This is a genomic window from Enterobacter cloacae complex sp. IR5450, from assembly GCF_049238665.1.
Classification (GTDB): Bacteria; Pseudomonadota; Gammaproteobacteria; order Enterobacterales; family Enterobacteriaceae; genus Enterobacter; species Enterobacter hormaechei_C.
In genome coordinates this window covers 493,432-512,767 of the sequence record NZ_JBMKIC010000001.1, presented here as the reverse complement: position 1 = coordinate 512,767, position 19,336 = coordinate 493,432, and the positions used below count along the sequence as shown (strand labels likewise).

General features: G+C 54.6%; 23 protein-coding genes and 1 tRNA gene. 10 read left to right on the top strand and 14 right to left on the bottom strand.

The window, feature by feature from the left end; translation table 11 throughout:
- Positions 1-131 precede the first annotated feature (131 nt).
- Together ACOTYB_RS02360 and ACOTYB_RS02355 are read right to left on the bottom strand one after the other, a co-directional pair.
- Positions 132-752, bottom strand: a complete 621-nt coding sequence (locus tag ACOTYB_RS02360) for a DUF2238 domain-containing protein (RefSeq protein ID WP_126524659.1) — start codon at positions 750-752, stop codon at positions 132-134.
- A gap of 113 nt (positions 753-865) precedes the next feature.
- A tRNA-Phe gene (locus ACOTYB_RS02355) sits at positions 866-941 on the bottom strand.
- Positions 942-1,110: 169 nt separating this feature from the next.
- Here ACOTYB_RS02355 and ACOTYB_RS02350 point away from each other — a divergent pair.
- Both ACOTYB_RS02350 and ACOTYB_RS02345 read left to right on the top strand, forming a co-directional pair.
- A complete protein-coding gene (locus ACOTYB_RS02350; RefSeq protein WP_047654584.1) occupies positions 1,111-1,956 on the top strand; it encodes an AraC family transcriptional regulator in 846 nt (281 codons plus the stop codon).
- A 37-nt stretch (positions 1,957-1,993) separates the two neighbouring features.
- On the top strand, positions 1,994-2,584 hold the full coding sequence (locus tag ACOTYB_RS02345; RefSeq protein ID WP_003855903.1) for a LysE family translocator: 591 nt from the start codon (positions 1,994-1,996) through the stop codon (positions 2,582-2,584).
- On the opposite strand, the gene ACOTYB_RS02340 is transcribed toward ACOTYB_RS02345, so the two are convergent.
- The 5 genes from ACOTYB_RS02340 to aspA form a co-directional block, all read right to left on the bottom strand.
- Positions 2,581-3,156 (bottom strand): transcriptional regulator, encoded by a 576-nt coding sequence (locus ACOTYB_RS02340; RefSeq protein WP_017383972.1) that lies wholly within the window; start codon positions 3,154-3,156, stop codon positions 2,581-2,583. The genes ACOTYB_RS02345 and ACOTYB_RS02340 overlap by 4 nt on opposite strands.
- A 49-nt stretch (positions 3,157-3,205) precedes the next feature.
- Positions 3,206-4,915 carry a protein-disulfide reductase DsbD gene (locus ACOTYB_RS02335; RefSeq protein WP_220153513.1) on the bottom strand — a complete coding sequence of 570 codons (1,710 nt, stop codon included), beginning with the start codon at positions 4,913-4,915 and terminating at the stop codon, positions 3,206-3,208.
- Positions 4,891-5,214 (bottom strand): divalent cation tolerance protein CutA, encoded by a 324-nt coding sequence (cutA, locus tag ACOTYB_RS02330; protein WP_045331806.1) that lies wholly within the window; start codon positions 5,212-5,214, stop codon positions 4,891-4,893. The genes ACOTYB_RS02335 and cutA overlap by 25 nt, the downstream gene beginning before the upstream one ends.
- Before the next feature lie 113 nt (positions 5,215-5,327).
- A complete protein-coding gene (locus ACOTYB_RS02325) occupies positions 5,328-6,629 on the bottom strand; it encodes an anaerobic C4-dicarboxylate transporter (protein WP_003855921.1) in 1,302 nt (433 codons plus the stop codon).
- Positions 6,630-6,745: 116 nt separating this feature from the next.
- On the bottom strand, positions 6,746-8,182 hold the full coding sequence (gene aspA, locus ACOTYB_RS02320; protein WP_003855923.1) for an aspartate ammonia-lyase: 1,437 nt from the start codon (positions 8,180-8,182) through the stop codon (positions 6,746-6,748).
- A gap of 334 nt (positions 8,183-8,516) precedes the next feature.
- Between aspA and ACOTYB_RS02315 the strand changes: the two genes are divergently transcribed.
- Entirely contained in the window at positions 8,517-8,981 is a 465-nt protein-coding gene (locus ACOTYB_RS02315) for an FxsA family protein (protein ID WP_003855925.1), read from the top strand.
- Positions 8,982-9,004: 23 nt separating this feature from the next.
- Here ACOTYB_RS02315 and yjeH read toward each other — a convergent pair whose 3' ends face one another.
- Positions 9,005-10,252, bottom strand: a complete 1,248-nt coding sequence (gene yjeH / locus ACOTYB_RS02310; RefSeq protein ID WP_045337467.1) for an L-methionine/branched-chain amino acid transporter — start codon at positions 10,250-10,252, stop codon at positions 9,005-9,007.
- A 178-nt stretch (positions 10,253-10,430) separates the two neighbouring features.
- Between yjeH and ACOTYB_RS02305 the strand changes: the two genes are divergently transcribed.
- Together ACOTYB_RS02305 and groL are read left to right on the top strand one after the other, a co-directional pair.
- Positions 10,431-10,724, top strand: a complete 294-nt coding sequence (locus ACOTYB_RS02305; RefSeq protein WP_003855929.1) for a co-chaperone GroES — start codon at positions 10,431-10,433, stop codon at positions 10,722-10,724.
- 40 nt (positions 10,725-10,764) lie between these two features.
- The gene (gene groL, locus ACOTYB_RS02300; RefSeq protein ID WP_003855930.1) at positions 10,765-12,411 is read left to right on the top strand and encodes a chaperonin GroEL; all 1,647 of its coding nucleotides are present in this window, start codon (positions 10,765-10,767) and stop codon (positions 12,409-12,411) included.
- Between the two features lie 65 nt (positions 12,412-12,476).
- Here groL and iadA read toward each other — a convergent pair whose 3' ends face one another.
- The 3 genes from iadA to ACOTYB_RS02285 are packed head-to-tail and all read right to left on the bottom strand — an operon-like array spanning position 12,477 to position 14,756.
- Positions 12,477-13,640, bottom strand: a complete 1,164-nt coding sequence (gene iadA, locus ACOTYB_RS02295) for a beta-aspartyl-peptidase (protein WP_045351094.1) — start codon at positions 13,638-13,640, stop codon at positions 12,477-12,479.
- 10 nt (positions 13,641-13,650) lie between these two features.
- On the bottom strand, positions 13,651-14,112 hold the full coding sequence (locus tag ACOTYB_RS02290; protein WP_409248698.1) for a YjiG family protein: 462 nt from the start codon (positions 14,110-14,112) through the stop codon (positions 13,651-13,653).
- Positions 14,109-14,756, bottom strand: a complete 648-nt coding sequence (locus ACOTYB_RS02285) for a nucleoside recognition domain-containing protein (protein ID WP_022650246.1) — start codon at positions 14,754-14,756, stop codon at positions 14,109-14,111. The genes ACOTYB_RS02290 and ACOTYB_RS02285 overlap by 4 nt, the downstream gene beginning before the upstream one ends.
- 233 nt (positions 14,757-14,989) lie before the next feature.
- On the opposite strand from ACOTYB_RS02285, the gene ACOTYB_RS02280 reads away from it, so the two are divergent.
- Entirely contained in the window at positions 14,990-15,343 is a 354-nt protein-coding gene (locus ACOTYB_RS02280) for a DUF4156 domain-containing protein (RefSeq protein WP_003855938.1), read from the top strand.
- Between the two features lie 65 nt (positions 15,344-15,408).
- On the opposite strand, the gene epmB is transcribed toward ACOTYB_RS02280, so the two are convergent.
- Positions 15,409-16,437, bottom strand: coding sequence for an EF-P beta-lysylation protein EpmB (gene epmB, locus ACOTYB_RS02275; protein ID WP_003855939.1), 1,029 nt, complete (start codon positions 16,435-16,437; stop codon positions 15,409-15,411).
- Between the two features lie 40 nt (positions 16,438-16,477).
- Here epmB and efp point away from each other — a divergent pair, with 40 nt between their 5' ends.
- The 3 genes from efp to ecnB all read left to right on the top strand — a co-directional run bounded on the left by efp (position 16,478) and on the right by ecnB (position 17,488).
- Positions 16,478-17,044 (top strand): elongation factor P, encoded by a 567-nt coding sequence (gene efp, locus ACOTYB_RS02270; RefSeq protein WP_003855940.1) that lies wholly within the window; start codon positions 16,478-16,480, stop codon positions 17,042-17,044.
- 57 nt (positions 17,045-17,101) lie between these two features.
- Positions 17,102-17,233 carry an entericidin A/B family lipoprotein gene (locus tag ACOTYB_RS02265; RefSeq protein ID WP_003855941.1) on the top strand — a complete coding sequence of 44 codons (132 nt, stop codon included), beginning with the start codon at positions 17,102-17,104 and terminating at the stop codon, positions 17,231-17,233.
- Between the two features lie 108 nt (positions 17,234-17,341).
- Entirely contained in the window at positions 17,342-17,488 is a 147-nt protein-coding gene (ecnB, locus tag ACOTYB_RS02260; protein ID WP_003855942.1) for a lipoprotein toxin entericidin B, read from the top strand.
- Positions 17,489-17,525: 37 nt separating this feature from the next.
- Here the strand turns inward: ecnB and ACOTYB_RS02255 are convergent, their stop codons facing one another.
- Positions 17,526-18,125 carry a helix-turn-helix transcriptional regulator gene (locus ACOTYB_RS02255; RefSeq protein WP_047054056.1) on the bottom strand — a complete coding sequence of 200 codons (600 nt, stop codon included), beginning with the start codon at positions 18,123-18,125 and terminating at the stop codon, positions 17,526-17,528.
- Between the two features lie 262 nt (positions 18,126-18,387).
- Between ACOTYB_RS02255 and sugE the strand changes: the two genes are divergently transcribed.
- Positions 18,388-18,705 (top strand): quaternary ammonium compound efflux SMR transporter SugE, encoded by a 318-nt coding sequence (sugE, locus tag ACOTYB_RS02250; protein WP_003855944.1) that lies wholly within the window; start codon positions 18,388-18,390, stop codon positions 18,703-18,705.
- Here the strand turns inward: sugE and ACOTYB_RS02245 are convergent.
- Positions 18,702-19,232, bottom strand: coding sequence for a lipocalin family protein (locus ACOTYB_RS02245; protein ID WP_003855945.1), 531 nt, complete (start codon positions 19,230-19,232; stop codon positions 18,702-18,704). The two genes, sugE and ACOTYB_RS02245, sit on opposite strands and share 4 nt — an antisense overlap.
- Positions 19,233-19,336: the final 104 nt, after the last annotated feature.

Below are 19,336 nucleotides of genomic sequence, written 5' to 3'. Positions count from 1 at the left end.
GGGGTCTCCCCATGTGAGAGTAGGGAACTGCCAGGCATCAAACAAGTGAAGAGGCCATCCGCAAGGATGGCCTTTTTGCGTTTGTTTGCTGAAAAACGGCAGGCCGTAAGGCGAAGCCGCCATCCGGCAACTCAGAGCGCACTATCCACATTCAAACGACGCAATTGCCGCTGATGGAAACGCCCAAGGATCAGCACCGTCGTTAACGCACCAAGCAGCGCGCAAAACATATCAGACTGGGTATCCCATGGATCGCCCTGCGTCCCCAGAAAATCATCCGCACCCTGTCCCATCGCCAAAGCAGCCCACCACTCAATGAGTTCATAGGTGGCGCTAATGGCCAGAGCAACACAGCACACCAGAAACCCCGTCATCTTATGTCCACGAACATACCCACCGCGCAGCAGAATTTCTCGCGCTGCCAGTGCGGGAACCAGCCCCTGGAAGAAGTGACCGAGCTTGTCATACGGATTTCGGCTAAGCCCGAGCATCCCCTGAACCTCAAAACCAACCGGAACCTTTGCGTAGGTGTACATTCCACCAACCATCAGAATGATGGCGTGGAAGAAAACCAGAGTATAGAGAAGGGGAGTCAAAGGGTATCGCCGGTGTGTGGCAAGCAGAAGTGGGATGATGATAATGACGGGCGTCACCTCCATCAACCAGGTGACGCGATCGCTCGTGAACAGGCCGGTATAAAACAGGATCATCAGCAGGAGCAGTGACCCGGCTTTTAAAGCAGATAAGGTCATATCATTTTCATTGTCAGGAAAAAAAATCACTATTACCTGACAGAAGGGAAAATTCAATGCGTAGCGGGGACAGAAAAGCAAAAACCCAGCCATAGGCTGGGTTCTTTAAATAGTGGTGCCCGGACTCGGAATCGAACCAAGGACACGGGGATTTTCAATCCCCTGCTCTACCGACTGAGCTATCCGGGCAACGGAGCGCATTAAACCGCAATCGCGCGCGATCGTCAACATTATTTCGGGAAAAGCTGTTCAACTGCTTAAGTTTGCGGCAATCTGTCCGTTTGTGCCCTGGAATTGCACAAATCTTCCAGACAGTTCAGGCAAGATGTGACAATGCTGACGGTAAGAGGAGGGCAGTATGGCAAACGACTGGCTTGAGCTGCGTCAGCATGCAGAAACAGGTATTGAGACAATTAAGGCGCATTTCGAAGGACATGCCTTTGATCCCCACTGGCATGATAGCTATCTGGTCGGAATAACCCTTTCCGGTACGCAGCAGTTCCACTGTCGCCGTGAACGCCACCGTAGCCAGCCGGGCGATGCTTTTTTACTTGAGCCCGGGGAGATCCATGACGGTGATGCGCCGGTAGAGGGCGGCTTTACTTATCTGACCTTTTATCTGGATGAACACTGGCTCACCCGTACGCTTCAAGGGCTGTATGACTCTACTCCCGGGAGTTACACTCTCCACTTTGCCCAAACGCTGACGCGAGAGCCTCAGTTGGTGCGCGCTATCGGTGATACATTTGCCTCGTTGCATAACGATGAGATGAAGATCGTCCAACAGAGCACAATGGATAACCTGCTCTCTCAGATAACTACCCACTGCCACTGGCGTAAGAAACTCCCGTCGCAATTACAAAGCTCAGCTGTAGCGCATCGTGCCCGCGACTATCTCTATGCGCATATCGGCGAGAACGTGGGGCTATCAGACCTTGCCCGCGAGACGGGTACGGATCGCTTTACCCTCACCCGCTGTTTTAAACGCGAATTTCACCTGGCACCGCACGCCTGGCTTATCCAGCTGCGACTGGCAAAGGCCCGACAGATGCTGGCGTGTGGGGAACTGCCTGTTGATGTTGCGACGGCAGTGGGTTTTGCCGATCAAAGCCATCTTGGTCGCTGGTTCCAGCGTGCATACCGTATTTCTCCGGCACACTACCGCCGGTTGTGCACAAACCTTCCAGACGTTTCCAGAAAATAACGGCACATTCGTGGCTCTAATAAAAAAGGAGTCACCTGTGAATTTATTACCCTTCCTGCTGTTTGCATTTGTCGCCTCGATTACACCGGGGCCAACCAACATTCTGGTACTGGCTAACAGTCAGCACTTTGGCGTAAAAAATACGGTTCCTGCGATCCTGGGCGGGTGTATTGCCGCCAGCGCTATTGTTCTGGTTTCAGGCGCTGGGGCAGGAGAAGTGTTACGCCAGTATCCATTGATACGTCAGGTAATGAGCTGGGCGGGTGTGCTGTGGCTTTCCTGGATGAGCTGGCAGCTGTTTAGCGCCCCGGCCGCGAATCTCTCCTCCAGAAGTCACGTCCGATTTACCGCGCGGGCGGCGGCGTTACTACAGGTTGTAAACCCAAAAACATGGATGATGGCGCTGGCAGTTGTCAGCCTGTTTGCTCCGGCAAGCGACCATGCATTACGGGATATTACGCTGATGGCGCTATGGTTTCTGGCGATCTCCGTGGTCTGTTTGTTGTGCTGGGCGTGGCTGGGGAAGGCGGTGAACCGGATTTTCCGCACCACCGTGGCGATGGTGCGATTTCAGCGCGCGATGGCGCTGTGTTTGTTTATTTCCGCCTGGATGGGAATGCTGGCTTAGGTCAGTGCACCACCCATACGACACTGCGCGAACCGCAAAATATCTTCCGCCAGACGGTGCGCCGTATCCACATCCGCCTGGCTACGGTTCACCAGCATGCGGCTCAGGCAACCTTCCAGCACCAGCTCCATCTGCTTCGCGACCATTGCCGGATCATCCACTTCAAGTGTGGTCAGCAGCTCATGTGTGAACTCGTGCGCGGCTCGTTTTTGCTGATCTGCCAGTTGATGGATGGGGTGCCCAGGATCCGGATAGTAGGTGCAGGCGGCGATAAACAGACAACCTGGGTAACGGTTGTTGGTAACACACTCCGTCAGTGCGGTATAGCGCGCCAGCAGCTTTTGCTCGGTGGTCAGTTCTTCATTCAGCATCAGCTGCCTGCGCCAGATATCTACCTGCTGGCTGAGATAGCGCAGGGCATCGTACAGCAGCGCCTCTTTATCCGGCCAGAAGCGCTTAAGTTCATCCAGAGGGTAATCGATACGGTCGGCGACCATCTCAAGCGTGGTGCTGGCGATCCCTTGAATCTCAAGCAATTGCAGGGCTTGTCCCAGTACGTCTTCGCGTTGCACGGTTATCTCCTCCGCTATTCCCAACGGTTTGTCCCGTCTAAAGTGTTGTTTACGGTTGGCGATTGCGCAAATGCGCGTTGAATGCCGTCGCGTCCATAAACCCGGTTACACGCTGCGTCGGCTGTTCTTCCCCCTGTTCATTGAAGAACAGGATGGTAGGCAACCCGAGCACGTTAAGTTGCTTCAGCAGAGCCTTATCCTGCGTGCTGTTGGCGGTTACGTTCGCCTGGAGCAGAACGGTATCGCTCAGCGCATGTTGTACCTGCGGATCGCTGAAGGTGTATTTTTCAAACTCTTTGCAGGCCACGCACCAGTCGGCATAGAGATCGAGCAAGACCGGTTTGCCTTTCGCCTGCGCCAGGGCGTGGTTAAGGTCATCCACGTTTTTAATCTGTATAAAATTCAGATGAGCCTGTGTTTGACCTGCCGGGGTGCCAAACGCCCAGTCCTGTAGCGGACGGACGCTCACCAGCGCGGCCGCCAGCAGAAGGATCTGTAGCAGGCGCATCCACGGTTTCTTCGCCCCCAGACTCACGATAAACGCCCAGCTGAAGAAGGCCACGCCGAGCATCGCCCAAAGACGTGTACCCCACACATCACCGATGATGCGCTCCAGCAGAAATACCGGCAGCGCCAGAATGACAAAACCAAACGCGGTTTTCACCGTCTCCATCCACGGACCGCTTTTCGGCAGCAGACGATTGCCAAACACCGTCACCATGATCAGCGGCAGGCCCATGCCGAGCGCGTAGAGGTACAGCGTGCCGCCGCCGAGCCACAGGTTGCCGCTCTGAGCAATGTATAACAGGATGGCGCTCAACGGCGCAGTGGTGCAGGGGGAGCAAATCAGCCCGGCGATGGCACCCATGGCGAACACGCCGCCCGCAGAGCCACCCTGCTGACGGTTGCTCATCAGCGTCAGACGGGTTTGCAGGGAAGAGGGCAGTTGCAGGGTGAACAGGCCAAACATCGACAGCGCCAGCAGAATAAACACCGCTGACAGTCCGATAAGCACATAAGGATGCTGAAGGGCGGCCTGGAACTGCAACCCGGCAGCGGCGACCACTAGGCCGAGCGCCGTATAGGTTAACGCCATGCCCTGTACATAGATAAAGGCCAGCAACAGCGCACGGGCGGTGGAAAGGCGTTGTTTACCGCCCAGCACGATGCCAGAGATAAGCGGGTACATAGGCAGTACGCAGGGCGTAAAGGCGATGCCGATACCAATCAATAACGCCCAAAGTGCTGAGAACGGAAGGTCTGAAGTGGCTTCGCCTGCGCCTTCACCCTTCATCCTGGCCCTCTCCCCTGATGGGAGAGGGGAGGCAGCGCCTTTCACTTCGCTAAGCGGAACGACCTTTGTTTCAGGTGGGTAACAGAATCCGGCGTCTGCGCAGCCCTGATAGGTGACCGTTAATGTGGCACCTTTATCGGCATGGTTCACCGTGACGGGCACGCTTAAGCGCTGGCGATAAATTTCACTCTTACCGTAGAACTCGTCCTCGTGCCACACGCCAGCGGGCATCTGCAATGCGCCGACGTTCGCCTTTGTCGGCGTGATGCTGACCTGCTTGCGATAGAGGTAGTAACCCTCTTTCACCTGCCAGGTGAGACTGAGATCGTGCTGGTTTTGCTGAAAGTCGAAAACGAATGCCTGGTCGGCAGGAATAAAGTTCGAACGGCCGGGTGCGTCAAACAACCCGGCAAAAACTGACGTGCTGCACAGCAGCAGGATCAGCGTAATGAAGCGTTGAGCCATGAGAGATAATCGTTATCGCCGTGGACCACTGGCAGCACCAGCAGCTCCGGGGTTTGGTATGGATGATGAGACTTGAGGCAGTCGAGGAGCGCCTGCTGGTTTATCAGGTTGGTTTTGAGCAACATCTGGACTTCGTACTCTTGCTCCAGCTTGCCTTCCCAGTAATAAAGGGAGGTGGCGCCGGGAAGAAGCGTGACACAGGCAGCCAGTTTTTCGGCCAGCACTTTGGCGGCCAGATCCTGGGCAGAAGCTTCATCAGGGGCGGTGCACAGTACAACAACAGCATCAGGCGTGTTCACAAGTCGACCTCCTCATCACGAAAGTCTTCACTATATCACGCAAGGCGGTTGGTCATTAATGAAACGGGCCGCAGAGCGGCCCGTTTTTAACTATTTTTACAACGGCTAATCGTTTACAGCACAATGCCGCCGATGATAAAGCCGAGGATCACGCAGAGCGTAATCGCCACCACGCCCGGGATGAGGAACGCGTGGTTAAACACGTACTTACCAATACGGGTTGAGCCGGTGTCATCCATCTCAACTGCGGCCAGCAGGGTTGGGTAGGTGGGCAGCACGAACAGGGCGGAAACCGCTGCAAAAGAGGCAATCGCCGTCAGCGGCGTCACGCCCAGCATCAGTGCCGCAGGCATCAGCGCTTTGGTGGTCGCAGCCTGGGAGTACAGCAGCGTCGCGGCAAAGAACAGCACTACTGCCAGCAGCCACGGATAGTTGTGCAGCAGGTCGCCTGCAACGGTCTGGATATCGCTGATGTGCGCTTTCACAAAGGTATCACCGAGCCACGCCACGCCCAGCACGCACACGCAGGCGCTCATACCGGATTTGAAGGTGCTGGCGTTCAGCACTTCACTGGTGTCGATTTTACAGGTGATGCTGATCAGCGTCGCGATGGTCAGCATAAACACCACAATGGCTTCGTTACGCGGCAGAACCGGGTTCTGGATCAGACCTACCGTGTCGCTGATGGCGGTCGCGTAGAACATCACGGCGACGATACCAATCAGAAACAGCAGCACGGAGCGTTTTGCATGCGGCTTCAGCTCGAAGACCTGGCTACCGCGCAGGCTCACTTCACCTTTTGCCAGACGCTCCTGGTAAACCGGATCGTCTTTCAGCTCGGCACCGAGGAAGTTACACAGCACGGCAGTGATCATTACCGCAATCAGCGTGACCGGAATACAGATTGCCAGCAGCGTCAGGTAACTTACGCCCATTGGCTCAAGGATGCCCGCGAAGAAGACCACCGCCGCGGAAATAGGCGAGGCGGTAATCGCAATCTGGGAGGCGACCACGGCAATAGAAAGAGGGCGAGACGGGCGAATACCCTGCTCTTTCGCCACTTCGGTGATGACCGGCAGCGTGGAGAAGGCAGTATGGCCAGTACCGGCGAGAATGGTCATAAACCAGGTCACCAGCGGGGCAAGGAAGGTGATGTATTTCGGATGGCGACGCAGCATACGCTCCGCCAGGCTCACCAGGTAGTCCATACCGCCAGCGACCTGCATGGCCGCGATAGCAGCAATAACCGCCATGATGATTTCGATAACGTCAAAAGGGATTGCGCCGGGTTTAATCTGAAAGATCAGGGTAAGTACAAGCACTCCGAGACCGCCAGCAAAACCGATGCCGATTCCCCCGAGTCGTGCGCCCAAATAAATCGCCAACAGGACGATGACGAGTTCTGCTCCAAACATAAAGACCTGCCTTGCTCATTAACAAGTTGATATTGAATTGTTGTGTTTTGGTAACGCCCATAAAGAAAAAAGGCACGTCACAAGTGACGTGCCTTTCGGAAGCTTAGCCTGAACGGTTACTGTTCGCTTTCATCGGTATATCGTTTCGCTTTATATGCCGGGTGCATCAGGTTCTGGGCGGAGAAGATATCGTCCAGTTCGGCTTCGGTCAACAATCCTCGCTCGAGAACCACCTCACGTACGCTCTTACCGGTTTCGGCACAAATCTTCCCGACGATATCGCCGTTGTGGTGGCCGATGAAGGGGTTGAGGTAGGTGACGATGCCGATGGAGTTATAGACGTAGCCTTCACACACTTCTTTATTCGCGGTGATGCCGTTAATGCATTTTTCCAGCAGGTTGTAGCAGGCGTTGGTCAGAATATGGATAGATTCAAACATCGCCTGGCCAATCACCGGCTCCATCACGTTCAGCTGGAGCTGACCGGCTTCGGAGGCCATGGTGACGGTCGTATCGTTACCAATAACCTTGAAGCAAACCTGGTTCACCACTTCTGGCACCACCGGGTTCACTTTAGCTGGCATGATGGATGAACCCGCCTGCAACTCTGGCAGGTTGATTTCATTCAGGCCAGCGCGCGGACCGGAGGAGAGCAGGCGCAGGTCGTTACAGATTTTGGACAGTTTCACCGCCAGACGTTTCAGGGCGCTGTGCACCATCACGTAGGCGCCGCAGTCTGAGGTAGCTTCAATCAGGTCTTCCGCAGGCACAACCGGCAGGTTGGACACTTCAGCCAGCTTCTGTACCGCCAGTTGCTGATAGCCATCTGGCGTGTTCAGGCGTGTACCGATGGCGGTTGCGCCCAGGTTCACTTCCAGCAGCAGTTCGGACGTACGCAGCAGGTTTTTCGTCTCTTCGTTCAGCAGCACGTTAAACGCGTGGAATTCCTGTCCGAGGGTCATTGGCACCGCGTCCTGCAACTGGGTACGGCCCATTTTCAGGATGTCCTGGAACTCAACGGCTTTACGCTGGAAGCCATCGCCCAGCTGATTAATCGCGTCGACCAGTTTGACGACAGAGGCATACACCGCGATGCGAAAGCCGGTTGGGTAGGCGTCGTTGGTGGATTGACATTTGTTAACGTGGTCGTTCGGGTTCAGGTACTGGTATTCACCTTTCTGATGACCCATCAGCTCCAGGCCGATGTTTGCCAGCACTTCGTTGGTGTTCATGTTGACAGAGGTGCCCGCGCCGCCCTGATAGACGTCGACCGGGAACTGATCCATGCATTTGCCGTTGTTCAGCACCTCATCGCACGCGGCGATAATCGCATTTGCAGCGCTTTTAGGAATGGTTTGCAACTCTTTGTTTGCCAGAGCCGCGGCTTTTTTTACCATCACCATGCCACGCACAAATTCAGGGATGTCGCTGATTTTGCTGTTGCTGATGTAGAAGTTTTCAATCGCTCTCAGAGTGTGAACACCATAGTAGGCATCCGCTGGAACTTCCCTGGTACCCAACAAATCTTCTTCGATACGAATGTTGTTTAACATGTGAACCTTCTTTTCAAGCTGCCGATGGATTGTACTAAACACACAGTATATATGTGGTTTTGAATATTTTATGACCGACGATTATTCCCTCAATCGGCCAGATGTTCGAGATCATATGCTGATGATAGCGAATTGCCGTAAGCTGGATCACTTATTATCGACCCGATTTCATGATAATTATTAATCTGTGAAATATGTCACCGCTTTAATATTTCCAGAAAAAATATCCGTGCAAACCGATTGAAATTTGGCTAACCGTCGCCATCTCTTATCTACGCGCTTCGCGAACACATTCAGTCAGGGCCAGAAGGCACCTGCCATACAGGAGATGCCAGTGCGCTGGATACCATTTATTGCTTTCTTTCTTTATGTTTACATTGAAATTTCGATTTTCATCCAGGTTGCCCATGTGCTGGGCGTCCTGCTGACGCTGATTCTGGTGATCTTCACCTCCGTCATCGGCATGTCGCTGGTGCGCAATCAGGGTTTCAAAAATTTCCTGTTAATGCAGCAGAAGATGGCCGCAGGCGAAAGCCCGGCCGCCGAGATGATCAAAAGCGTGTCGCTGATTATTGCTGGTTTGCTGCTGATCCTGCCGGGCTTCTTTACAGACTTCCTCGGCCTGCTGTTGCTGTTGCCGCCGGTGCAGAAGCACCTGACCATGAAGCTGCTGCCGCATCTGCGTTTCAGCCGTATGCCAGGCGGTGGTTTCAGCACCGGCCCGGGGGATACCTTTGAAGGGGAATACCAGCGTAAGGATGAGCAGCGCGACCGGTTAGATCATAAAGACGATCGGTGAGTTTCTGGCCCGGTGGCGCTCGCTCACCGGGCCTGCGGAGCTTGCCGCTTCGGTAAAAACACCCACAGCCCCGCCAGCATGACGATGGCGTACACACTCTTCCATCCCACCATCGCCAGCAGCATCAGGCACAGGACACACCCGACAGCCGCCAGCGCCTTAAAACGTCCTTTCAGTAGCCGACAGCCCGCCAGCATGCACAGCAGGTAGATCATGATGAAAATACCGTTGGCGTAGACAATCAGCGCGTCAAGGTTGATGTCGAGGAGATAAATGGCCAGGGAACTCACCACGCAGCAGCCCAGTACGGTATTCAGCGCATTCACCGGAAGCTGACGCTTTGACAGGCGTGAGAGGGGGCTATCCGGTTTATAAAGTGCCTGAGACCACACCAGCCGGGCGAAGCTCTGAATATAAATGTTGAGGCTGGCAAAGCAGGCGAGATAGCCAATCACGCAGGCTACCCACAGGGCTTTAACACCAAACAGCTGCACCACGATGCCCGGCAGCGACGCGGCGGCGGCTTTCTCTTCACTGAACGCGTTGAAGTGCAGCACCAGTACGGTACAGGCCCAATACACTGTGCCCGCCAGCATCAGGCCAATCATCAGAGCGCGGGGAAAGTCACGCTCGGGCTGTTTAAACTCGGATGCCAGATGAGCGAACGCCTCCAGACCGACGAAACACCAGAACATGACGGATAGTGCAGCGAAAAGCTGTGCGTGGTCGATGTCGTTAATCGCGGGGAAAGGAATATCCGCCACCGTAATGTCACCCGCAAACCAGATGGCGACGATCAGCGCGACAATTAACACGGCGACCAGCGTTTGCAGATTGGCGCTGGAACTGGCCCCTCGCGAGCCAACCCACCAGACAATCGCCAGCGTACCGATTTCAGCCAGCAGCAGTTGTTCATCGTGCCAGCCAAACAGCGCCTGTCCGAAGCCGGTTGCGATATGCAGGGCTGCCGGAAGGCCAACGGGTATCACCGACAAAAATAGCCAGCCGGTGACACGCTTCATCCGCGGCCCAAACGCCATGCCGACAAAATGCGCTACGCCGCCTGCGCTCGGGAAGTGCCGCCCGAGTATGGCAAAGACAATCGCCACCGGAAACACCAGCACGATCAGCACCGGCCATGCCCAAAGACTGTTATTGCCGGCAACCAACGCCGCCAGCGCGGGAACCGCAAATACCCCCGTGCCTAATAAAGACGTTGAGAGTAAGCCAATGCCCTGCGCCAGCCCCAACTCCTGCCTGAGTCCACTCATTTACCTCGTCCCGCCACCATCAAAAGAGAGTGGATGGTAACACTTTCGCAAATTTTTTTTCGATTACCCCTTGAAGGGGTAAAAAGCTATCCCCATCTCTCAGGGCACTAGCCGGAAAACCGCATGCGGACCGGCGTCATCCATAACTGATAATGACTTTCTCAAAGGAGAGCTATCAATGAGTATTCGTCCGTTACATGATCGTGTGATCGTCAAACGTAAAGAAGTTGAAACCAAGTCTGCTGGCGGCATCGTTCTGACCGGTTCAGCAGCAGCAAAATCAACGCGTGGCGAAATCATCGCTGTCGGTAAGGGCCGCATCCTGGAAAACGGAACTGTGCAGCCACTGGACGTTAAAGTTGGTGACATCGTCATTTTCAACGATGGCTACGGCGTAAAATCCGAGAAGATCGACAATGAAGAAGTGTTGATCATGTCCGAGAGCGACATTCTGGCAATTGTTGAAGCGTAATTAACGCACGAAAACTGTACGAATTTGAGGAAATAAGAACATGGCAGCTAAAGACGTAAAATTCGGTAACGACGCTCGTGTAAAAATGCTCCGCGGCGTAAACGTACTGGCAGACGCAGTGAAAGTCACTCTGGGCCCGAAAGGCCGTAACGTAGTGCTGGACAAATCCTTCGGCGCGCCAACCATCACCAAAGATGGTGTTTCTGTTGCACGTGAAATCGAGCTGGAAGACAAGTTCGAAAACATGGGCGCACAGATGGTGAAAGAAGTTGCCTCTAAAGCGAACGACGCTGCCGGTGACGGTACCACCACCGCGACCGTACTGGCGCAGGCGATCATCACCGAAGGCCTGAAAGCCGTTGCTGCGGGCATGAACCCAATGGATCTGAAACGTGGTATCGACAAAGCCGTCGCTTCCGCTGTTGAAGAACTGAAAGCGCTGTCCGTACCGTGCTCTGACTCTAAAGCCATTGCTCAGGTTGGTACTATCTCTGCTAACTCCGACGAAACCGTAGGTAAACTGATCGCTGAAGCGATGGATAAAGTCGGTAAAGAAGGCGTGATCACCGTTGAAGACGGTACTGGTCTGGAAGACGAACTGGACGTGGTTGAAGGTATGCAGTTCGACCGCGGTTACCTGTCCCCATACTTCATCAACAAGCCAGAAACTGGCGCTGTTGAGCTGGAAAGCCCGTTCATCCTGCTGGCTGACAAGAAAATCTCCAACATCCGCGAAATGCTGCCAGTGCTGGAAGCCGTTGCGAAAGCAGGCAAGCCGCTGGTAATCATTGCTGAAGACGTTGAAGGCGAAGCGCTGGCGACCCTGGTGGTTAACACCATGCGTGGCATCGTGAAAGTGGCAGCGGTTAAAGCACCTGGCTTCGGCGATCGTCGTAAGGCGATGCTCCAGGATATCGCTACCCTGACCGGCGGTACCGTGATCTCCGAAGAGATCGGTATGGAGCTGGAAAAAGCGACTCTGGAAGACCTGGGCCAGGCGAAACGCGTTGTGATCAACAAAGACACCACCACCATCATCGACGGTGTGGGTGAAGAAGCCGCTATTCAGGGCCGTGTTGGTCAGATCCGTAAGCAGATCGAAGAAGCAACTTCCGATTACGACCGTGAAAAACTCCAGGAGCGCGTAGCGAAACTGGCAGGTGGCGTAGCGGTAATCAAAGTCGGTGCGGCTACCGAAGTTGAAATGAAAGAGAAGAAAGCACGCGTTGACGACGCCCTGCACGCGACCCGTGCTGCGGTAGAAGAAGGCGTGGTTGCTGGTGGTGGTGTCGCGCTGGTGCGTGTAGCCGCTAAACTGGCTGGCCTGACTGCTCAGAACGAAGACCAGAACGTGGGTATCAAAGTTGCGCTGCGCGCAATGGAAGCTCCGCTGCGTCAGATCGTGTCCAACGCCGGTGAAGAGCCGTCTGTGGTTGCGAACAAGGTGAAAGCGGGTGAAGGTAACTACGGTTACAACGCGGCAACTGAAGAATACGGCAACATGATCGACTTCGGTATCCTGGATCCAACTAAAGTGACCCGTTCTGCTCTGCAATACGCGGCATCTGTAGCTGGCCTGATGATCACGACCGAGTGCATGGTGACCGACCTGCCTAAAGGCGACGCGCCTGACTTAGGTGCTGCTGGTGGTATGGGCGGCATGGGTGGCATGGGCGGCATGATGTAATCATGCTGTTCTGAACCTCTCAGAACGAGCCCCGGGCAGCAATGCCCGGGGTTTTTTATTATCTTCTACTCAAACGTGCCTTTCACGCACACCACGCCTTCACGCACCATCTGGCGGCCTTTCGCCCAGACCTCACGGATCTTCAGGTCATCCGTCAGCACCAGGAAATCGGCATCGCATCCGGGCGCGATCCGCCCTTTATGCTCCAGACCGAGAAACTCCGCCACGTTACGCGTAAATGGCAGAAGTGCCTCCTCCAGAGGCAGGTGATACCGGCCGACCAGCTGCTGTAGCGTATCAAGCAGGGACTCAAAACCCGCCACGCCAATGCCAACAAGATTACCGTTTGCGTCAAAATTCGGCTGGCTGCCGTTGCCATCCGAGCTGAGCGTGAGCCGGTTAAACGGCACCTGCGCGTCACGGGCCGTCGCGATGGCGGTAGCGGCATCAATGGGCTCACTGATGCTGGTGGTGATGTCGATGTACCCCCCTTCGCGGGCATAGTCCAGTGCGGCGTGGAACAGTGCCTGGGCGCGGTTGACGTGGGTTGGCAGCAGCTTCGTGCGAGGCACGTCGGCGTTATTCAGGATGTTAAGCAGTGGCTCCAGCAGTTTAGGGCTGTTGCCGAGGTGAAATACGGATATCCCCGCTTTGGCGCCCAGCAGCCCGCCGACGCGTGACTGGGCGGCCATATTCGCGAGCTGGTCATCTGCCGGTGCGGAAGAGCGATGGTCAGAAATCGCGCATTTCACGCCAATGATTTTATCAATTAGCGCCACATCCTTTTCGATACTGCCAGTGATCGTCGGAGAAGGCAGGCCATACGCGCCTGTCAGCATCCATGCGCTGATCCCTTCATGCTCAAGTGCCCGCGTTTTCGCCAGCAGCGACTCGGGATGGCGGGTCACGCCGTCGGTGCCCAGCAGGCCTACAACGGAGGTGATGCCAGCCGCCACCAGCGCAGACAATCGTACCTCTGGCGTCCGGGTGTGGGGACCGGCTTCACCGCCGCCGCCAATCAGGTGTACATGCTGATCGATAAACCCCGGGCAAACCACCGCTCCGGCGAGATCGCTTTCAGGGCAGTCTGGCCTCATTGTGGCGTGGCCAGCTTTTTCGACTGCGACGATTTTTCCTCCGGCAATCAGCAGATCGCAATGCCCAAGATCCTCGGGAGCGTAAAGCTGCGCATTGCGGAAAAGGTGCGGTTCCAGCACTGAAAAATCCATTTTTATCTCCTCAGAAGAGTAGTTGCATCACCCACATTGAGAGCAGGGCGTTAATGACGTAGACAGCGATGATGTGCGGATAATACTTCGGGTTGACGCCTGCGGTGCCAAGGCAACGGCCCGTGTTTTGCACCGGATTACCCATCAGATAGATGGCGGGCAGCAGGATGGTGGCATCGTGACCGTTGAGCGTGCCGGCAGCGACCAGACTGGCGCAGACCCCCACACCGCCCCCCATGCTCATCACCGAGGCCAGAAGAACCGTTGCCGCCGCACCCGGAAGTCCCCACAGAGCCATGATGGGCTCGCATACCTTGCCGACAATATCCAGCAGGCCGGTTACCTTGAGCGCCTGAATGATAACAAACGCCATGACCACGTTCGGCAGCAGGCTGGTGGTGGCGATGGTAAAGCCGCGGCGGGCGCCATCGATAAACAAGTCCATGATATTTTTACGCGACCGGGCGATCATTTTTCCTCCTGAGCGCAGCGAACTTCCATGTGGGCGATCCACAGTCGCAGAAAGTTCGCGCCAACAAATTTGAACACCAGAATGACGGCAAGCGGCGTGATTACCGGGACGGTAATAAAGGTAAAGAGTGCGGCGCCGGAAGAAAAATAGTTGGTAATAATGGCGCTACCGCTGGTCTGGAAGGTGGCGAAAATGGCGCGCTCATGGTCAGTAATTGCCCCTTCGTTGGTCAACTCTTTGGTCATCCCTGCGGCAGCATCAGTATTTTGCAGGTTGGCGATAAGCGCCAGAGAGCAAATGCCCGGCACGCCGAGCAGCGGGCGCAGAATGGGCGTCATAAGCTGTTGTGCGGCGCGCAGCCCGCCCAGCCCCTCGGTAACGGCAATGATCCCGAGCGATAAAATGACCGAGGGCGCCAGTTCAAGGGCAAACAAAAACCCATCTTTCGCTCCTGTGCCGCCCTCGCCGCGAAACGTCAGCGCACCGTTCACCGGTCCAAAGCTGCCGTTCAGGACGGTAAAATCCAGCACGCGCCACCATTCGGTACTTTTGGCGAAAAAACCTGAGAAAAATACGATGGTGAGCACGAACGCCAGATAGCCCACCCAGGTTACTTTTTCCTCTCCTGAGGATGATGCACTCATGAAACCCCCTTTTTTGAGTCGCGTACAAAAGTTGTACGTCGCATCACTAAAAACGATCGGGGGCTAAAACACGATATCCCAAAGGTTATTATCAGAATTCATTTAAGATGTCGGAGGAGTGCCAGCGGAATCTGGCTCGCAGAAATGCTCAGCATTTTTCTTTTGGTCATCTTTTTAGTATAAGGTTTACACGCGGACAACTACTGTCCAGCTTATTGAAAACGAGGAATAACATGCGCATAAAAGTCTGTGCAGGGATTGTAGGTGCAGCATTGCTGCTGGCGGGTTGTAGCACCAGCAATGAGCTGACGGCAGCGGGCCAGAGCGTTCGCTTTGTGGAAGATAAGCCGGGCAGCGAATGCCAGCTGTTAGGCACCGCCACTGGCGAGCAAAGCAACTGGATGTCGGGGCAGCACGGCGAAGAGGGCGGCTCTATGCGCGGTGCGGCCAATGCCCTGCGTAATCAGGCTGCGGCAATGGGCGGCAACGTGATTTACGGGGTAAGCAGCCCGACGCAGGGGATGCTGTCCAGCTTTGTGCCAACCGCCAGCCAGATGAACGGCCAGGTCTATAAGTGCCCGAACTGATATAACCGTTTGATGGCGCTGCCGCTTTATCTCCAGGGCAGGTAAGCGTAGCGCCACCTGCCTTTTTACTGCTGACGCAGCTGCAAATCCAGCGGCGTCTTACTCGGCTCTCCGCCAATCTCACGTGCCAGCTTCGGCACCATATAACCTGAAACCAGCGTTAACAGCTCGCGCATAATCTTCCGGGCCTCTTCATCTGTCACCATGAAGTGCGCCGCGCCCTGGACGCGATCCAGAACATGCAGGTAATAGGGCATAACGCCCGCATCAAATAAGGCATTGCTGAGATCGGCCAGCACGCGGGCGCTGTCGTTCACGCCGCGCAGTAATACGCTCTGGTTGAGCAGCGTCACGCCTGCCTTTCGCATACGCGCCATCGCCGCACGAAAGTCCGCGTCAATTTCATTCGCGTGGTTGATATGGTTTACCAGCAGCACCTGCAAACGGGACTGCTCCAGGCGCGTGACCAGGGCGTCGGTGATACGCGCCGGGATGACGATCGGTAAACGGCTGTGAATGCGCAGACGCTTAATGTGCGGGATGGTCTCAAGCTGAGTCAGCAGCCAGTCCAGCTCATGATCTTTTGCCATCAGCGGGTCGCCGCCGGAAAAGATGATTTCATCCAGTTCCGGGTGCGCCGTGATGTAGTCCAGCGCCACCTGCCAGTTGCGCTTATTGCCCTGGTTTTCGGCGTACGGGAAGTGGCGACGGAAGCAATAGCGGCAATTTACCGCGCAACCGCCCTTAACCAGCAGCAGGGCACGATTGCGGTATTTATGCAGCAAACCCGGTACGACACTGTTCTGCTCTTGCAGCGGATCGGTGCTGTAGCCGGGGGCGGTAATAAACTCATCCTGAGAGGTAAGCGTTTGTTTTAATAACGGATCATCAGGATTGCCCTTTTCCATTCGGGCAACAAACGCGCGGGGAACGCGCAGGGCGAAAAGGCGTTTCGCCTCACGACCTGCACGCAACGCTTCGTGCTGTTCGAGGTCTAAAAGACGCAGCAATTCATCAGGACTGGTGATTACATCGGCAAGTTGCGATAACCAATCTTCTCTGGACGGGGTGTTTAGGGTTACAATATGCGCCATTTTGTGGCTTAGCTACCAGTTAACAAATTTAGAGGGCCTTATGGCAACGTACTATAGCAACGATTTTCGTGCTGGTCTTAAAATCATGATGGACGGCGAACCGTACGCGGTTGAAGCCAGCGAATTCGTTAAACCAGGTAAAGGCCAGGCATTCGCACGCGTAAAGCTGCGTCGCCTGCTGACCGGTACCCGTGTTGAGAAAACCTTCAAATCTACTGACTCCGCTGAAGGCGCTGATGTTGTCGATATGAACCTGACTTACCTGTACAACGACGGTGAGTTCTGGCACTTCATGAACAACGAAACCTTCGAGCAGCTGTCTGCGGACGCAAAAGCGATTGGTGACAACGCCAAGTGGCTGCTGGATCAGGCTGAGTGCATCGTGACCCTGTGGAACGGTCAGCCTATCGCGGTTACGCCTCCGAACTTCGTTGAGCTGGAAATCGTTGAAACCGATCCAGGTCTGAAAGGTGATACCGCAGGTACTGGCGGCAAGCCTGCCACTCTGTCTACCGGCGCTGTGGTGAAAGTGCCACTGTTCGTACAGATCGGTGAAGTGATCAAAGTGGATACCCGCTCCGGCGAATACGTATCCCGCGTGAAGTAATTTACGTCATGATGTAAGGCGCAGCGCCCGCTGCGCCTGATTTTGCAGGCAGGGAAGATGAAACGTACCGTTAAAATTCTGCTTCTGTTAGCGCTCTCCAGCGCAATTCTCTCCGGTTGCAACACCGCGCGTGGCATGGGTGAAGATATCCAGGATCTCGGCCATATCATTTCCCATGCGGCCAGCTAATTCCGTCTAATTTTCCTAAAAATTCTTCCTTTTCCGTCAAACGACAAGATCTTGTCTATTCTTAAGTTGCTATACACAAAATAACTTTGGCTATAAAAGGAAGATATTATGGTTAAGAAAACAATTGCAGCGATCTTTTCTGTTCTGGTGCTTTCTTCGGTACTGACTGCATGTAACACCACCCGTGGCGTAGGGGAAGATATCTCCGACGGTGGTAACGCGATTTCTGGCGCAGCAACCAAAGCTCAGAACTAATGAAAGCGACGGTACGGCAGGTCATTTCACCGTACCGTCAATTCTCCACTTCCTGTAGCGATAAAAACGGGGAGTAGCGCGTATCCATATGTAGCTTCATGCGGATATTGCGTTTGTACGTGTACACCGTTTTTCCGTTAATGCGCAGATTGCTGGCAATTTTCTGGTTGCTCGCGCCATCCATCCACAGGCTAAGAACTCTCTCTTCCTGACGCGTCAGTAACGGTGCCGCCATCTCCGGAAGCTCCGCGCTTGCGCATGACGTTAGCGCGTCATTTATCACCGCCGCTAGTCTTTCCAGATCGGTATTTTTGGAAAGAGAAGACCATATCGGGAACTGCGCCAGATAATCTGTCATCTCTTGCTCCTGGCCTGATTGCAGCATAATAAAAGGCAATGTTTCGCTGGCAATCAGCAGGGAGGATAGCTGCTGAAAATGGTGTAAATCCTGCCGGAAGCCAGATAAATCAGCGATGACCAGCGCAGGTTTCCATTGCAGGATATGCTCTCTGGCGAGGAAAAGATTATTTACCCCGGTTACGACGAAATGACCCGAAAACAGGTCTGAATGATTGACCCAGGCTTCAAATCCCGTGCGGGTGAAGTGACAACGGTCAATCAAAAGAATTTTAAACATAAAATTTTCGCAGTCGGCTAGTGGTTTGGCTTCCTGCCATCAGAAAGCCTATCATCATAGAGAAGTCGGATGAGTCATAAATGCCTGAACTCCGTGTCTTACTGAGGCTATTTCTTGCCTTAACATGTTCAGCAGAAAAAGTTTGAAAAAAAATTCCATGCTAACCAAAATATAAGGCGCAACCTCAGCCTTGCGGGACGACCCGTAAGCGCTTCATTCATCGGGGACGGCCCCAACTTGTCGTTAAGTTAAGGAGCCTGATATGTCCTGGATCGTTCTTGTTATTGCCGGTTTGCTCGAAGTGGTATGGGCAATTGGCCTGAAATATACCCATGGTTTTACCCGCCTGACGCCCAGCGTCATCACTATCGCCGCAATGATTGTCAGTATCGTCATGTTGTCATGGGCGATGCGAAGCTTGCCAGTCGGAACGGCTTACGCTGTCTGGACGGGAATTGGCGCGGTAGGGGCTGCCATTACCGGTATTCTGCTGCTGGGGGAGTCTGCGAGCCTGGCGCGCATCGCCAGCCTCGCGTTAATCGTCGCGGGTATCATCGGGTTAAAACTCAGTACCCACTAATGCGGCTGTTTTACCCAGAGTAATTTCGTCACGTCAAACCCTTGCCGGGTCGCTATGTCCAGCATCTGCTGTTTCATTTCCGCCGGGATCGTTGGCGTGCGGGAGAGGATCCACAGATAGTTGCGATCCGGCCCACACACCAGCGCATGGCGGTACTCTCTGTCCAGCGCAATGACGTTATACCCGCCGTAGAATGGGCCGATGAAAGAGACTTTCATGGCCGCGCGGTTAGACGCGCCGGTGAAATAGGCCTGACCAACTGACTGCTGCCACATCTGGCGATCCGGGTTATAGCCGCGGTTAATGACCCGGATCCCGCCGTCATCCATCGCGCTGTAGTTGACCGTGACTTTTTCTAAGCCCCGTTCGAACTGATGGTCCATTCGGGCGATTTCATACCAGGTGCCGAGGAAGCGCTGTGCGTCGAAATTACTGACTACCGTGACGCCAGGCGGAGGAGTAGGGGAACTGCAAGCAACCACTAAAAACGCGGCTGTTACTGCGGCAATAACAGGCAGAATGCGCATAGGAGTTTCCTTACTGTTTTTTGTTAAGTGTAGATGACAGCAGGGAAAATGCGGGAGATTGTGTAGGGTGTTTTGCCGGGTGGCGGCTTCGCCTTACCCGGCCT